The organism is Massilibacillus massiliensis (genome assembly GCF_900086705.1).
Lineage (GTDB): Bacteria > Bacillota > Negativicutes > FLKF01 > FLKF01 > Massilibacillus > Massilibacillus massiliensis.
In genome coordinates, this window is the sequence record NZ_LT575483.1 from 2,632,237 (window position 1) to 2,648,748 (window position 16,512).

A 16,512-nucleotide genomic window follows, 5' to 3' on the forward strand; every position below is an offset into this window, starting at 1 on the left:
AATATGCGATATGACGTAGCTGTCGTTGGTGGCGGGCCGGGAGGCTATGTTGCAGCCATACGAGCGGCACAGCTGGGCGGCAAGGTTCTGCTGGTTGAAAAAGATCAATTGGGCGGCGTTTGTTTGCAGCACGGTTGCATCCCAACCAAAACTTTATTAAACAGTGCGCAAAAATGGCAGGAGCTTAAAATTTGTGCGGAATTTGGGCTGAAGGCAGAGCAGATCAGTTTTAATTTTGCAGCAGTCATGGAGCGGAAAAATCAAGTGATTCATCAGATGCAAAGCGGAATTGCTCAGCTGATCAAAAGCAATCAGATTGACTGCATCACGGGTACGGCAAAATTTCAAAGTGCAAATCGGTTATGCGTAGAGCAGGCAGAAGGCGAGATAAACTATGAGGCGAACAAGATGATCATTGCGACGGGATCGCAGCCAATGCGTTTGCCGATTGCGGGAATGGATTTGCCCGGCGTCATCGACAGCAATCAATTGCTCGCAATGACGCAGCTCCCTAAAAGTATGCTCGTGATGGGGGCTGGCGCAGTAGGGATTGAATTTGCGGCAATATTGCAGGCGTTTGGTTGTGAAGTTACCGTGGTCGAATTATTGCCAACGATTTTACCGAGTGCAGATCAGGATATCATCAAACGCGCAGGATTGTTGCTGCGTAAGCAGGGTATCAGGATGATGACAAAAAGCAAAGTGCTGCAGATTGAAGAAAGCGAAGCTGGTATGAATGTCAGTTTAGATACTGACAAGGGCATGCAGCAAATTGTTGTTGAAAAAGTGTTAGCGGCGACTGGACGCCAAGCTGTGACCACGGGTTTTGGTCTTGAACATACAGACGTTATCTATACCCGTAAAGGTATCGGTGTCAATGAAAAGATGGAGACCAATGTTTCCGGTATTTATGCGATTGGTGATGTGACAGGGCAATATATGCTTGCGCATGTTGCATCAGCCGAAGGTCTGGTTGCAGCTGAGAATGCAATGGGAATCGACAGCAAAATGGACTATGATGCTGTGCCGGCCTGTGTCTTTACAACCCCGGAAATTGCGATGGTCGGTCTTACGGAGCAGGCAGCAGCAGAGCGAAATATTTCGGTCAAAGTCAGCAAGTTTAACTTCGCCGGCAATGGCAAGGCCGTTTCCATGGGAGAACCGGATGGTCTGGTCAAAATCATTGTCAATGCTGACGATGATAAGGTCATCGGCCTGCACATCCTCGGCGCCCACGCCAGTGATCTCATCATGGAAGGTACAATCGCCATCCGTAATGGCTTAAAGGCAGAGGATATTGCAAAGACGATTCATCCACATCCGAGTTTATCTGAGGCAGTGATGGAAAGCGCCCATGGAATAGATGGCATGATGATTCATCAAGTGGTGCTTAAGGGGCGGAAGTTAGGAACTAGGTAGATTGATAAAAGTATAAATAGAACTCCTGTAAAATTTTGTTGATTTAGCAGGAGTTCTATTGCTTTGAGAGAAATCTTATTTATTAAGATGCATCATAAATATTAAATGGCTCGTTAAAACTATCCCCATGATGCTAGAATAAAAAATTTTAAGATAAATTGAGAAAGTAATCCAGAAAATATAAAATGGAATGATAAAGAATCGTTTTATATTTTTATTTGACATCGTACCTATAAATTTAACAAAAAAGATGTATTTTTTTCTTTGATGGAATATGATATAAGGTAAGAGACTGTGCAAGTAAATTTTTCATAGATAGAGATTATTTTGGAGGTTTAGCGATGAACAGTACAATAAAATCAATGCAAAATCATAGATCTATTCGAAAGTATTTGGACAAAGATATACCATCTGAGATGCTTGAAGCAATTTTAGTATCAGCGCAGGCTATGCCTACATCTATTAATGGGCAGCAGTTATCAATTATTGTGGTGAAGGATAAAGAGAAGAAAGCTAAAATAGCAGAAATGACGGGAAACCAAAAATGGATTGCTGAAGCACCTGTGTTTTTGGTTTTCGTTGCTGATTTTTATAAAACAGGTATTGCAGGCGAGAAAAATGGAAAACCGCAAATTATTCATGAAAGCATCGAAGGAACAATGGTCGGGACGTTTGACTGTGGGCTTGCTATGGGCGGTGCGATTGTGGCGGCAGAGTCGATGGGACTTGGCATTGTACCGATTGGTGCAATTCGAAAAGATCCGGAAGGAATGATTCGTCTGTTGAATTTACCGGCGCATACATTTCCGGTAGTTGGACTTGTCGTAGGGTATCCTGCCGGTTCGTCAGAGAAAAAACCACGGATGCCATTGCAGGTCTTTGCGCATCATGAAACTTATCAGAGAGAAAAGATGAAACAGGCAATTGACGACTATGATGTGCGCATGACGGCGTATTATAGAGATCGCGAAGATAGCGGTATAAGTGCAGCGAAAGATACAAATTGGAGCAGCCAAGTTGCAGATGCTTATAAACAAGTGTATTTTCCGGCAGTATATCCCGCATTGATTAAGCAAGGTTTTACAAATGATAAATAAGGATACTGATGACCTGGAATAGATTGATACACAAAAAAATATGACACTGATGAAGTCTCATATCTTATAGATGGGATAGTCTATAGTTGTAAAAAAATACTTTCGTGAGAACCGTTTTAGATAATGAAAGAATAAAAAAGAAGAAGCCGCTTGTAAATTTCCTAATCGAATTTACAAGCGGCTTCTTCTTTTTTAGGAGTTGCATGAAGTACATTATTTTTCATTGAAAGTAATAAATTCAATTGTTCAAGCAGACTGCCGCCCCGAGTAAGAAAACGTTGCCCATTTTATCAAAAAATTTTTCGAAAAACTCTAATTCCTTGAGACGAAAAAGCGTTTGATTTTCTTCTATAAGTTTGGCTGTATTTAATAGGCCTCTGGTGGAAGCGGTCTCTTCTCTGTGTAATTACATTTGCTAAGGTTAAAATAGTCATATTGAGATCATATAAAGAAGGTATAATAAATTATGTGCAAGTATATTTGAGTGAAAAAAGCGTGAAGGGAGCCATGATATGTTTCATATACTTGTTGTTGAAGATGGTATTAATATAAGAAAACTTATGACTGCCTATTTAGAACGGGCAGGATATAGTGTGTATCAAGCGGAGAATGGAATGAAGGCATTAGAGGCTCTAGAATTACACCATATTGATTTGATTATATGTGATATTATGATGCCACATTTAAATGGATATGAATTAACGAAAAGTCTGAGAGAAGCAAATTTTAATATTCCGATACTCATTGTAACGGCAAAGGAAAGTTTTGAGGACAAAGAGAAAGGCTTTCTTGTCGGTGCAGATGATTATATGGTAAAACCGATTCATATGGACGAGATGCTCTTACGTGTAGCAGCCTTGTTAAGGAGAGCAAAAATTTCCACTGAACATATTATTAGGCTGGGGGATGTCGTGCTAAACTATGATGCGCTTTCCGTAACGACAAAAGATAATGTCTTTGTATTACCCAAAAAAGAATTTTATTTACTTTTTAAACTATTGAGTTACCCAAAGCAAATTTTCACCCGGCAACAATTATTGGACGAGATATGGGGAATGGATACAGAGGTGGATGAGCGTACAGTTGATAGCCATATAAAAAAACTTCGCAAAAAATTTGAGGATGTCCAAGCGTTTAAGATTATTACAATCAGAGGGTTGGGCTATAAAGTGGAGAAAAATGTATGAAAACGATATTTAAATCTATAAGGGCAAAGCTTACGATGATATTTATTGGCATTTTGCTTTTTTCCTGTTTGGTTTCTTTAGGCGTGATTATTGCTGTAACGCCGACTCTATCTGAAATGATGTCAATGGACAGCAGTCGTGGGGTAATTGTGATTTTATGTCTTACGATATTGTTGTGTGCTGGTGTAGGCTCAATTCTTATGGTATTTGCATCAAAATATATTTCTGAGCCGATAAAAATAATCAGCAATCATACGAAAGAGATTGCTAAAGGAAATTTTGCGGTGCAGATTGCGTATGAAAGCCAGGATGAGATAGGGATATTAGCACAAAATTTTAATTTAATGGTCAGAGAATTAAATAATATGGAATATTTGCGAAAAGATTTTATGAGCAATGTATCACATGAATTTAAAACACCGATTTCGTCTATTCAAGGATTTGCAGAATTAATAAAAAAGAATGATCTGCCTAAAGAGATATTCGATGAATATACGGATATCATCATTCAAGAATCGAAAAGACTGATCCATTTATCTGGTAATATGCTAAGGTTATCAAGGTTAGATCATCAACTGATACAAAATAAAAAAATATATTTTTCGTTGGATGAACAGATAAGAAAGACCTTGCTTCTTCTTGAAGAATGTTGGTCTGATAAAAATATTGAATTGGAAATTTGTTTAGCAAAGATACGGTACGAGGGTGACGAAGAACTGCTTCAGCAAATATGGATAAATTTAATAGGAAATGCAATCAAGTTTTCAAAAAATTATGGAACGATCTATGTATCGCTTAAGGATTCAATCAATACGGTTATTGTTGAGATAAAAGACGAAGGGATAGGGATTCCTATGAGTATTCAACCTCGTATTTTTGAAAAATTTTATAAAGGAGATTCTTCACGCTCAGAAGCAGGGAATGGGTTAGGTTTAGCGATTGTAAGAAAGATCGTTGAAATTTGTAATGGATCTATTATCTTTCAAAGTACCGAAGGAAAGGGAACTTGTTTTACAGTCACACTTCCGAAGTAAACGATGCGATTAGGACACATTGAGATCATATTGGTAGTATATATTGATTTAGGTAAGGAAACTTGGCTAGTTGTTTAGAAGCGATAGTCAAAGTTTAGATACTTACTTGTGTAATGAAAATATTATAAGGAGGCATATTCGATGATTGACGCAAATGTTATTGAAGCTTTTCATCTTATGTGGGGGAAATTCCCTGAGCCAGTTATGCTAGTTCATAAAAAAAGAGATATATTAGCAGTTAATGAGACTTGCAGTAAGGTAGGCGGTGTTGCAGGAATTAAATGTACTTCGATTGGAACACCAGAACAGCACAAAGGGTGTCGTGCAAATCAAGCGCTGGCATCTCAAAAAGCAACATATTGTAAAAGCGAAACGCAAGGCAGAACAATTATTGGTTATTGGATTCCGGTAGAAGGATATCCGGAAATTTATATTCATTTTGGTGTTGGTACAATGATTAACTATGATGATTTTAGTGTGATTTCTTAGTAGCAAATGACACAGAATATATGGTTTTGCCTGAAAAGCTTAACGATGAGGCAGTAGAAGAACTTCTTATCTATATTTATGAAAAAATACTTTCGAGAAAGCCGTTTTAGGTATTGAAAGAATAAAAAAGACGAAGCCGCTTGTAAATTTTCTAATCGAATTTACAAGCGGCTTTGTCTTATATAAGAGTTGTGTGAAATACATTATTTTTTCGTTGAAAGCAATAATTATATAATACTGGTCAAATTATTTTCAGAAAGGTATAATATAAATAAAGTATTGGCATTTTTTAACTAAAAGTAATGGATATATTAAATAATAGCGTGGATTTGCAAGGAAAGAGCTTGGTGAATAGCGTTCCTGCTCAGTATATTTACCAGAAAAAGGAGAGTGTGTGATGATGGATGAAACAATTTCAAAAGTATTGCTAAACGATGGTCTTGAGATCCCTGCCATTGGCTTTGGAACCTATAAGCTAAATGGTAGGGATGGAGTAAATGCAATTAAAAATGCAATTGATATAGGCTATCGATTGCTTGATACTGCATTTAACTATGAAAATGAGGGAGCGGTAGGAGAAGCTGTTCGCCAAAGTTCAATACCAAGAGAAGAATTGTTAATTTGCTCTAAACTGCCGGGGCGTCATCATGCTTATAAGGAAGCGATACAGACGATTCAGGAGTCACTTTATAGAGGAGGCCTGGAATATTACGATCTATATTTGATTCACTGGCCAAATCCCAGAGTGAATTTGTATGTTGAGGCTTGGCAAGCTTTAATAGAGGCACAGAAACAGGGGTTAATTCGGTCTATCGGCGTTTGTAATTTTCTACCGGAACATATTGATCGGCTAATAAAAGAAACTGGTGTAAAGCCGAGCATGAATCAAATTGAGCTTTATCCTTATTTTAATCAGGAAGAACAGCACCGTTGGCATAGGGAGCAGGGCATTGTAACAGAATCTTGGAGCCCTTTAGGACGGGGAAACAGCATATTGGAAAATAAAAAAATTGCTGACATTGCCAAAGCGCATCAAAAATCTATCTCTCAAGTAATTTTGCGTTGGCATATACAGCTTGGGGCGATTCCGATTCCAAAAGCATCTTCGCAAAAACATCAGCGTGAGAATTTAGATATTTTTGATTTTAAATTGACAGAAGCAGAAATGAACGTCATTTCTGGGCTCACCAGTGAAACAGGTCGTACACATAATCAAGACCCGAGAACATACGAAGAATTTTAAAATATTGATAGGAAAAAGGCAGAAGCTTTTTGAGATTTCTGCCTTTTTCTTGTTACTATATTAAGGAGGTTAATAAAATTAAGAAACTAAAAAGCAAATTGAAGCTTTTATCACCGGATATCCCGAAAGAATTGGAGCAGCTTGTTCTGAAAGATAGGAAGATCTGCAATGAGGATTATTTTGAAATTGGAAGTATTGGTGATTGTATAATTGAAGAACAAGCAGCAGAGCGGGTTGTTTTTAATAAAATAATCTTTGAAAACGTAACGTTTCAACAAATTGATTTTAATAAACTAGAATTGCTCAATGTTATTTTTAAAAAATGTGATTTATCGAATATAGATTTCGATGAAGCAATTTTGCATCGAGTTGAAATGATTGACTGCAAAATTATGGGGATCAATCTAACGTCAGCAACAATGCGGAGCGTACTATTTGATCACTGTTATGGGGACTATGCTAACTTTCGTAGTGCGGATTGTAAACAGGTAAAGTTTCAACAGTGTTCATTAGCAAATGCTGATTTTTCTATGTCAACCTTATTTAATGTTGAATTTTCTGATTCAAACTTAGAGAAGATGCAATTATCAGGGACTAAACTTGCTGGCATTGATTTAAGTAGTTGTGAATTTAGCCAGATTGGTGTTACCAAGGAAGATGCGAAAGGATGCATTATTTCATCTGAGCAAGCAATTGGCTTTGCAAGGCTGTTTGGACTCATTGTTAACGAATAAAGTAGGTGAAGCTACGTACTGAACTTTAATTCTAATGCATGGCTGTATTTCAAATATTTAAGTGTGACTATACTTTAGTGTAGATGGAGGCGATTCGTATGGTTCACTATAGAAAGTATTGGGTTATGGGTTTAATTTTGTTCGTAACGATTCTTTGTATTGGCTATGTAGTTGGACAGCGAGAAAATACACTAGCGCAGGGCGATATGGTCATTCGAAAAGATGCTGAAAATAAATCTCATCTGCCTAAAAGTTTTCGAATGTTAGAAAATCTAAAAGCTTCTGGAAGTGCACAATATTCGGCAGAAAGTTTAGCTTACATGAAAGGCTTTTTGCCGCGGGAACATGTGATTTTGGTAGATCTTCGGCAAGAATCACATGGTTTTGTAAATGGGATACCGGTTAGTTGGTATAAAGATCGCAATTGGGCGAATCTCGGAAAACCTGTTGAGGAAGTACAAAAGGACGAGCAGCTACGGTTAGCGGATACAAAAAAACGTGGTGAGATCCAGATGTCTGCTGATGTAAAAAAAGAGAAAAAAATAGAGACGGCATCGAAAAAAGCGGAAGTGGTCAGTGTTAACGATGTCTATACAGAAGAAACATTGGCAGAACAGATGGGTTTTGGTTATGTTCGGTTGGCAATTACAGATCACCGACGTCCTTCCGATATGGATGTTGATGCGTTTATAGAGTTCATTCGGACTCTTCCTCCAAGCACTTGGTTGCATTTTCATTGTGAAGCAGGCCATGGTCGGACGACGACCTTTTTGACGATGTATGATATGATGCTGCATGCTAAGGAAGAATCCTTAGAATCGATTGTTGCGCGTCAGTATGAGGCTGGCGGAATCAATTTGTTTTCACTGCATAAAAAAGATTGGCGAATTCAGTATGATGAAGAACGTGAGAAATTTATTGAAAATTTTTATCAGTATTGCCTGCAAAATCATGATGCATATGCGACTTCATGGTCAAACTGGGTGAAAAAGATGAATACATGAAAAAAAGTCTGACAGCAATAGCATTTGACTGCTGGACTATATTGTAATAAAATCAGAATATTAGGTATATATTGTATCTATTTATTATGAAAGATATGAATAAAGTCTTAGGAGTTTCAGATGAAAAATAATGTCTTAAAAAGAATCAAAGAGGGTGCGATTGTTTTATCACCAAAACAAATGCATTTGGCAAATTATATCCTAAATAATTATAAAGAAGTATCTTTTATGAGTTCTGCAGAAGTGGCGAGAGCCGCAGGCGTAAGTGAGTCTACAGTGATCAGATTGGCGATGTCTTTGGGGTATTCTGGATATTCTACTTTCCAAGATTCATTACAGGAATTTATTCAAAAAGAAATTTCTACATTGGACAGATTTGCAGTACCGGAAGTTTCTGATGAAGGTACAATATATCAAAAAGTATTTGTAAAAGAAGTGAACATAATCAATAAGGTCTTGAAAGATTTGGACAAGAAAAAATTTGATCTGTTGATTCGTTTATTGAACCAAAAAGAAAAAATGATTGTCCTTGGTTTACAGGGAACGAGTTGTTTGGCGGAGTATGCGAGTTATAGTTTTAATAAAATTCGGCCAAATGTATTTAAATTTTGTGATGTTGATGAATATGCAGACAGCTTTTTTAACTCAGTTGACAATAATACGGTAGCTTTAATTTTTTGTTTTACGAGATATCCGAAAAAAACGATTTCTGCAATGGAAATTTTTAAAAAAAGAGGTATCCCGATGATTGTGATTACAGATAGTGTTGTTTCACCGGCAATTAGTTTTGCAGATCATTTAGTCACGATACCACAAAAAAATTCCTTTATCGATTGTTATGCTGCTGCTATGTGTTTAATCAATGCAATTTGTATGGGGACGGCATATAAAGAACAAGAAAAAACGTATGCTTATTTAGAGCAATTTGAGCAGTATGCGAAGGAAAATAATATATTTTTACATTGGGCCCCATTGTCTAAACACATTTTTCCAACGATAGAGACGAAGTAAATGAAGCTTGAGAATAAGTTTTTATAATAAAAAATAACTTTACATAATTAATAGATTGATTTTGTCTTGGTCATTTTGATGCGTGGATTGTTGGCATCAAAATGACCTTTTTTGATTCAGAAAATATATAAACGAGACTTCATTCAGATGAAAATATTAGAGCGGGTTATGTCATCGGATAAATAAAAATAATTATATTATAAATTTTATTGACAAAATTAAAAAGTGAAGGTATATTTAGAATAAACTGAAAATTAAAAAAGAGGAGATCAAATCAGTTCCATGTTGGAGTATTATTTGATTGAAAAGGAGAAGTGTCTATGTAAAATGAAGGATTTTATTCATCAAAAATTAAATGAAAAATTTACTATCTTCAAATAGTAAATTATTTTTTTCGTTTAGAAGAAGTGTTTCATTCATATTATAGTTGCTGAAGTAAAATATTCTTTTGCGATTGCTTAGGATTTTAGAAAGGGAGGATTCATATGTTTTGGATTGAGTTGGCTGTTGTTATCGGAATGCTGTTTTTTGCTGTACGGTATGGTGGAATATTTTTAGGAATGGCTGGAGGCGCAAGCTTGGCTATTCTAGTATTTGTTTTTCAATTGAAACCCGCTCTCCCTCCGATTGATGTAATGCTAATTATCATTGCCGTTGTTGTAATGACGGCTTCCCTGCAGGCAGCAGGTGGGATGGATTATTTGATTTCACTTGCGGAAAAATTGTTAAGAAAAAATCCTAAAAACATAAGTTTTATTGCACCGATGGTTAGTTATCTATTTACGCTGATGGCTGGAACAGGAAATGTGGTGTTTAGCATTATTCCCGTTATTGCAGAAGTTTCAAGGCAAGCTGGTGTTCGTCCAGAAAGGCCTTTATCAATATCCGTAATTGCATCGCAGCAGGCGATTACAGCGTGTCCAATTTCTGCAGCTACAGTTGCTATGGTAGGTCTTCTATCTCCTTATGATATTACGCTTGTAGACATCCTCATGATCTGTATTCCATCTACTTTATTAGGGGTTTTAGGTGGTGCGCTCTATGCGAGTCGTATGGGAAAAGATTTAGATCAGGATGAAGAATATTTGGCACGGGTGAAAAAAGGTGAAGCAACTCCTATTGAAGAAAAAGCAGGCGAAGTTGAGGTGAAACAATTTGATACCGGAGCGAAATTATCTGTTGGCATTTTTTTAATTTCGGCGATATTGGTCGTTCTTTTTGGCATGTTTCCAGCATTACGTCCCGCTTTTGAAGAAGGCGGGAAAATGGTGCCATTCTCAATGACGAATACGATTGAAATCGTCATGATGGTGATGGCAGCACTTATGGTTGTAGTTTGTCGGATCAAAACAGATAGAATTATTGAAATGTCTGTATTTAAGTCAGGAATGATGGGCGTATTTTGTATCTTTGGTTTAGCATGGGCTGGAGATACACTGGTAGCAAATAACCTTGATTTTATAAAAAGTGGTGTGCAGGGAGTTGTACAAACAGCGCCGTGGGTTTTCGCAGTTGCACTGTTTGCAGTTTCAGTTTTAATTTTGAGCCAGGCTGCAACAGTAAGAGCTTTGATGCCACTTGGTCTTGCTTTAGGAATACCAGCACCACTTCTCATAGGGATGTTTCCGGCAGTGAATGGATATTTCTTCATCCCTAGTTATGCAACATTGATTGCTGGAATAGCCTTTGACAGAACAAAAACGACAAGTATTGGAAAGTACATTTTTAATCATAGTTACATGATACCTGGTTTAATTACCACGGTGCTTAGCATTAGTATTGGTTTATTAATAGCAAAATCAATTTTTTAGAGAAGGGTGATTTTAATGAGATTAGAACATGATTGTATTGGGGAAATGGAAATTGAAGATGAACTGTATTATGGGATTCAAACGGAACGTGCCAGAAACAACTTTGCTGTATCAAATACGACCTATGAATCATATCCAGTTTATTTGAGGTCGATTGCATATTTAAAAATTGCGGCAGCAAGAGCAAATAAAGAAATTGGTGCATTGCCGGCAGAGCTTGCGGATGCAATTTGCCAGGCTGCAGAAGAAGTAATTCAAGGGAAACTCCAGGGGATGTTCCCAGTGGATGTTTTTAGCGGGGGAACTTCGGTGAATATGAATGTCAATGAAGTTATTGCGAATCGAGCCAATGAAATTCTTACAGGCCATAAAGGATATGAAAAAGTTCATCCAAATACACACGTGAATATGGGACAATCAACAAATGATGTGATTCCAGCTGCCATTGAGATTAGCTGCTATTATTATTTTGAAGATCTTATCAAAGAATTAGAACAATTATTAACAGTTTTAGATGAAAAGAAAAAAGCATTTGCCGATGTTGTCAAAATTGCGCGGACTTGTCTTCAAGATGCTGTTCCAATCACATTAGGACAAGAGTTTTCTGGATACTATAGTTTAATTCATCGGCAAATTGATCTTTGTAAGAAAGCACAAAATACCTGTACGCATCTTTCGTTTGGCGGCAGCGCAGTGGGGACTTGTATTGGTACGTTTCCAGGATATTTAGAAGCAGTATATCGGCATCTGGAAAAAGTAACTGGAATTCCTGTGAAATGTCGTGAGAATATTATTGATGGCTATCAGAATGACGATGGATTTCTTATGGTTTCAGCTACATTAAAAAGTGTGGCGACCAGTATCAGCAAAATGTCGCGTGATTTCAGATTAATGTCATCTGGCCCACGGGCAGGATTGAGTGAGATTAACCTTCCTTCTTTACAGCCGGGATCATCCATTATGCCGGGGAAAATTAATCCTGTGATTCCTGAAATGATGATTCATATTTGTTATCAAGTCTGCGGAAATGACTTGGCAGTTACGATGTCAGTTGAAGCTGGAGAATTGGATCTTAACGTTTGGGATGCTCCGCTTCGTAAATGTATACAAGAATCATTTATTCTTCTAACAAATGGTTTACATTTATTTACGAATAAATGTGTAAAGGGAATCACTGCAAATGAAAAAAATTGCCGCTCTTATGCGGAGCGGTCTTTAGCAAATGCAACGATTCTTGCAGCTATTTATGGATATGAAAAAGGGACTGCTATAGTGAAAGAAGCCTACCAGAACAATGAATCTATCAAAGAAACTGCAATTAGAAATCAGATCCTCTCTCCAGAAGAAGCAGAGATTGTACTAGATCCAATGCTTTTAACAGATCAGGTAAAGTGCAGTGAAATAGTAGAAAAGTATAAAGAAAAAATAAAAGTTACTAAATGATAAAAAGTAGTATGCAAAGGTTGGAGAAGTCGTAAATTTGACATAAAGCAACTTAACTTTAGGATAAGGAGATTTTCATTATGCGAGATAGAATCAAAACGGAATTATTGGATTATTTCAAAGATGAAGTAATCTATCCTGGAATTGTCCAAGAGTATAAAATTGGTTTTCATGAAATGATTTTATTGAACAAGGCATATGCCATTATGCTAGTAAAAGAAAAAATATTGGATGCAAAGCAAGGCAAGTTAATTCTTCAAGGTTTAACAAAAGTTCACAAAAACTTAAAGCCAGAGGATCTGGATGGAAAATATGAAGAACTTTATTTCAATGTTGAGCAGGCGCTTGTGAAGGAAATAGGGATTAAAGTTGCAGGGAAACTTCATGCAGGGAGAAGTCGAAACGATATTTATGCAACGCTTTGGCGAATGGAAATAAGAAAATCGGTTTGGGATATTTTAAAGCAGATCATTGCGTTGAAAACCGTGATTTTAAAAAAAGCCTCGGAAAATATAGAAACTATATTAACGGGATATACACATACGCAGCCGGCACAACCGATTACACTTGCCTTTTATTATATGGCAGTTTTTCAGGTGCTAAATCGTGATTTTATGAGAGTGAAAAATGGTTATGAAAGAACGAATTTATCTCCTTATGGGGCTGCAGCTCTTGCGGGGACAGGCTTTCCGATTGATCGTCAAAGATTAAGTGATTTACTTGGTTTTGATCAGGTCTTAACAAATGCATTAGACTGCGTTGGATCAAGAGATTATTTATTGGAAATAGAATCAGCATTGGCGATTATGATGACGAATGTTAGTAGAATCGCACAGGATCATTACTTGTGGGCTACAAATGAATTTGATTTATTGGATATTGATGGCTCACTTACAGTTTGCAGCAGTATCATGCCGCAAAAGAAAAATCCTGTTTCGCTGGAATACGTACGGGCAAAAGCTTCTCATATGGTAGGATCCCTAGTATCGAGTTTCTGTGTTTTGAAAAATACGCCATTTTCATTATGTATGGATTTATTTGAAACGCACGGTGACTATTGGAATGCGCACAAAGAAGTTATGCATAGTTTAGGGTTGTTAAAGGAAACGATACAACATTCACAATTGAAGAAAGAAATTGCTTATAAAAAGACACAAGAAAATTTTTCAACAGTTACGGCGCTTGCTGATTATCTGGTTGGAAAGTTTGATATATCTTTTGTTGAAGCGCACGATATTGTGGGAGGCATGGTTGCAGAAGTAATAGAGCAGGGAGCCTCTGTAAGTGGAATGGATAGCATGCTTCTTGAAAAATACTCAAAAGAAATTTTAGGAAATGCACTTGTGTTAAGTTCAGAAGAGATTGAAAGTGTTTTAGAACCTTCTAAAAATATTCAATCTAAAACGAGTTTGGGCAGTCCGAGCAAAACTTCTGTTGAAAAAATGCTGGATGAAGCGCAGTCGTGTTTAGCAGAGGATAAGAAATGGTTAGATGCTCAGATTAAACAAGTAGAAAAGGCTTATCAAAAAATAGAAATAGAAGAAAATAAAATTCTCAGTGTAGAATAATTCTTTTAAATATAAACAGATACGATTAGGAGTATATACTTGAAATCGTATCTGTTTTTTTCATATGTGAATAAGTAAACCTATATAATGAATTACTTTAATATATTACGAAAATAACAACATAAAACCAATTGCAAATTATAGATTGATAGGTTGAAAAACGTCGGAATATGTAAAACGAAATTACTGGACAAGGAAATTTTTCTGTGATAGTATGTAGGCAAATAAAGGGATAAAAGGAAAACAAAGAAAATTTAAATAAAGCTATTTCGGTACAGGTGCCTTTCGGGGCTTAATAGGGAAGATCGGTTAAAAGCCGACACGGTCCCGCCACTGTAATGGGGAGCAATGCTAAGAGATACCACTGGGATATATGCCTGGGAAGGTTTGGCGGCGCGATGAACCAGAGTCAGGAGAACTGCCTGTATAACATCACCGGTGACCTGCGAGAGATGGGGAGGGGATTATGGAGTATCAGTCTCTCTCTGGATATTTAATCGCAGAGGGATTTTTTTTACTATAGTAAAGTAAAGCAAAGGATAAAAGCACGAAACATATGATAATTGTATATTGGGATAGGTGCTCGTGAGAGCTTAATAGGGAAGACCGGTTGAAAGCCGGCGCGGTCCCGCCACTGTAATGGGGAGCAATGCCAAGAAATACCACTGGGGTGTAAATCCTGGGAAGGTTTGGCAGAGTGAAGATCCAGAGCCAGGAGAACTGCCTATCTGACAATCACCACTTGACCTGCGAGTGACAGGGAGGAGATTACGACAACTGGCAGATAACATTTATTTGTCAGGTTGAAGTAATGCTTACTCCCGATAAGGGAGTTTTTTTATTTGTCTTATTTTATTTAAATAAGACAAATAAAAAATTAGGTGGGAGCAGTGTGCAATAAAAACTTTTTAAGGAGGTGAGGTATTTTCGTGTCAGGCACTAAAAAGACCTCAGTGGCCCAAAGGCTGTTGAGTGCCGAGTTTTAAAAATAAAAAATGGGAGTGTGAATGTTTATGTCTACTAAGGTTGCTTATGGTACGTATGCTTATCCGGCACCAGATTATGTAGGTGTAGGTGATATCGGAACGGCTACCTATAATGGTTCAAGTATTGCGGCACATGCCGGTGTAGTCAAAACTTATGTGGATTCTGGAATAACTAAAAAGATTGCTGGCGATCCTAAACCGTTCTATTTCAAAAACAGCGCCGGTGCCGATCGGGTGCTCGTGGCTTCTCTTGCATGGTCAGGTGGTGTGGCGAACACCCATTTTCTCATTTATCAGGCGAATGCCGACAATACTTCACCCTATACCTGGGGCAGTCCCGTATATGGACCGCAGACCTGGTCGATTGGCAGTACCGCGATCACCAATCCCTATAAATTTGTAACCAAAACGATAGGCGGCGTATGCTATATCTATGGCATCGACTATGATAATAAGACTGTTTTCCGCATTAGTAGCAGTGAGGACACCTATACCCTTGATACTGCGCATAGTTTCACCTTTACTCCGCCAACAGGGCAAGAATCCTATGGCGTCGACTTGCAAGTCATCGGAGATTCTGTATTTGCTCTGTTTATTAGTGGTACCAATCTAACGGGAAGCAATGCTTCCTATGTGAAGAGTACTTTGGTTCGCTTAAGTACATCTCTGGACTCGCCAATCTACAAGGGACCGCATGGCTCTGCAACGGCACCGGGGTCAGAAGTCTGGCCGGCTGAAAATGCTTTTAGTATTCAAGCTTATGGGGATTATTTGTATCTGATTGCTGTCGGTGGTATGCAGCATTATACTACACCGATTACCTGGAATCCGACATCTCGCCTCCAAAAAATTGCGATCAGTGATTTGACCGTAACTGATGTACTTAGAGCAGCTACAACTGCTGAAGCTTCAACCAAACCAAATGATTGCTTTGATTTTCGCGCGCTCACCTTTAACAATGATGGTAGTCAGGCATTCATTTTAACTGGTGCGTATGACGCTACTTACACCATGAGCTGGCGCTTGTATGCAACTGATATGGATACGCTTGCTTCTACTAGCAACATCTCCCTAGTAAGCAGCCTAGTGACAACTAAAATTGCAAAGGTTGTAGATCACAAAAATATTTTAGCGGGCTATCTATGGACGTTGATGTATTCGGAAAGCACGGAGTCAACTTGGTTTACACGTGGCAACGATTTGGCAATTTATGATAGTAATGGAATCGTTGGTAGCGCTGCCACGATTACGATGCTCAGTAGCCTGGGAGCAAGTAATTCTCCTTCTCTCAATTCGATAACTCTTTATGGTGGTGAAGTTGCACCGCCAACGCAGGTTTTAAAAGGCTATGCGGCTCCAGCTTTTGTTTCCAATTCCGAACAGGCACTGATCGAACGGAAAAGACTGTTTGAATTGATGCGCAAGAATCAAAAATAGGACACGACAGAATATTTCGTAATGATAATTCTCTGTGGAAGGGAAAGTA

General features: G+C 37.8%; 13 protein-coding genes and 2 riboswitches. All 13 genes read left to right on the forward strand.

All coding sequences use genetic code 11. The annotated features are described in order from the left end of the window. The first annotated feature begins 3 nt into the window (after positions 1 to 3). Positions 4 to 1,419: a dihydrolipoyl dehydrogenase gene (gene lpdA / locus BN6559_RS12685; RefSeq protein WP_110955063.1), complete on the forward strand. Its 1,416-nt coding sequence runs from the start codon at positions 4 to 6 to the stop codon at positions 1,417 to 1,419. Positions 1,420 to 1,760: 341 nt separating this feature from the next. After that, on the forward strand, positions 1,761 to 2,516 hold the full coding sequence (locus BN6559_RS12690) for an NADPH-dependent oxidoreductase (protein ID WP_110955064.1): 756 nt from the start codon (positions 1,761 to 1,763) through the stop codon (positions 2,514 to 2,516). Positions 2,517 to 3,028: 512 nt separating this feature from the next. Continuing rightward, positions 3,029 to 3,703, forward strand: a complete 675-nt coding sequence (locus tag BN6559_RS12700) for a response regulator transcription factor (protein WP_110955065.1) — start codon at positions 3,029 to 3,031, stop codon at positions 3,701 to 3,703. Further along, positions 3,700 to 4,737 carry a sensor histidine kinase gene (locus BN6559_RS12705; protein WP_110955066.1) on the forward strand — a complete coding sequence of 346 codons (1,038 nt, stop codon included), beginning with the start codon at positions 3,700 to 3,702 and terminating at the stop codon, positions 4,735 to 4,737. The genes BN6559_RS12700 and BN6559_RS12705 overlap by 4 nt, the downstream gene beginning before the upstream one ends. Positions 4,738 to 4,878: 141 nt before the next feature. Then, a complete protein-coding gene (locus BN6559_RS12710) occupies positions 4,879 to 5,226 on the forward strand; it encodes a hypothetical protein (protein WP_110955067.1) in 348 nt (115 codons plus the stop codon). A 397-nt stretch (positions 5,227 to 5,623) separates the two neighbouring features. Further along, on the forward strand, positions 5,624 to 6,469 hold the full coding sequence (locus tag BN6559_RS12715) for an aldo/keto reductase (RefSeq protein WP_199883982.1): 846 nt from the start codon (positions 5,624 to 5,626) through the stop codon (positions 6,467 to 6,469). Between the two features lie 98 nt (positions 6,470 to 6,567). After that, positions 6,568 to 7,203, forward strand: coding sequence for a pentapeptide repeat-containing protein (locus BN6559_RS12720; protein ID WP_199883983.1), 636 nt, complete (start codon positions 6,568 to 6,570; stop codon positions 7,201 to 7,203). Positions 7,204 to 7,301: 98 nt separating this feature from the next. Continuing rightward, positions 7,302 to 8,207 (forward strand): phosphatase domain-containing putative toxin, encoded by a 906-nt coding sequence (locus tag BN6559_RS12725; protein ID WP_199883984.1) that lies wholly within the window; start codon positions 7,302 to 7,304, stop codon positions 8,205 to 8,207. Positions 8,208 to 8,327: 120 nt separating this feature from the next. Continuing rightward, positions 8,328 to 9,218: a MurR/RpiR family transcriptional regulator gene (locus BN6559_RS12735; RefSeq protein ID WP_110955069.1), complete on the forward strand. Its 891-nt coding sequence runs from the start codon at positions 8,328 to 8,330 to the stop codon at positions 9,216 to 9,218. A 485-nt stretch (positions 9,219 to 9,703) separates the two neighbouring features. Continuing rightward, positions 9,704 to 11,029 (forward strand): anaerobic C4-dicarboxylate transporter family protein, encoded by a 1,326-nt coding sequence (locus BN6559_RS12740; RefSeq protein WP_110955070.1) that lies wholly within the window; start codon positions 9,704 to 9,706, stop codon positions 11,027 to 11,029. A gap of 15 nt (positions 11,030 to 11,044) precedes the next feature. Next, positions 11,045 to 12,472, forward strand: a complete 1,428-nt coding sequence (locus BN6559_RS12745; RefSeq protein WP_110955071.1) for an aspartate ammonia-lyase — start codon at positions 11,045 to 11,047, stop codon at positions 12,470 to 12,472. 80 nt (positions 12,473 to 12,552) lie between these two features. Then, positions 12,553 to 14,040 (forward strand): argininosuccinate lyase, encoded by a 1,488-nt coding sequence (argH, locus tag BN6559_RS12750; protein WP_110955072.1) that lies wholly within the window; start codon positions 12,553 to 12,555, stop codon positions 14,038 to 14,040. Positions 14,041 to 14,299: 259 nt separating this feature from the next. Next, positions 14,300 to 14,480, forward strand: a riboswitch (cobalamin riboswitch). A gap of 120 nt (positions 14,481 to 14,600) precedes the next feature. After that, positions 14,601 to 14,782, forward strand: a riboswitch (cobalamin riboswitch). A gap of 271 nt (positions 14,783 to 15,053) precedes the next feature. Beyond that, entirely contained in the window at positions 15,054 to 16,463 is a 1,410-nt protein-coding gene (locus BN6559_RS12755) for a hypothetical protein (RefSeq protein WP_110955073.1), read from the forward strand. Positions 16,464 to 16,512 lie beyond the last annotated feature (49 nt).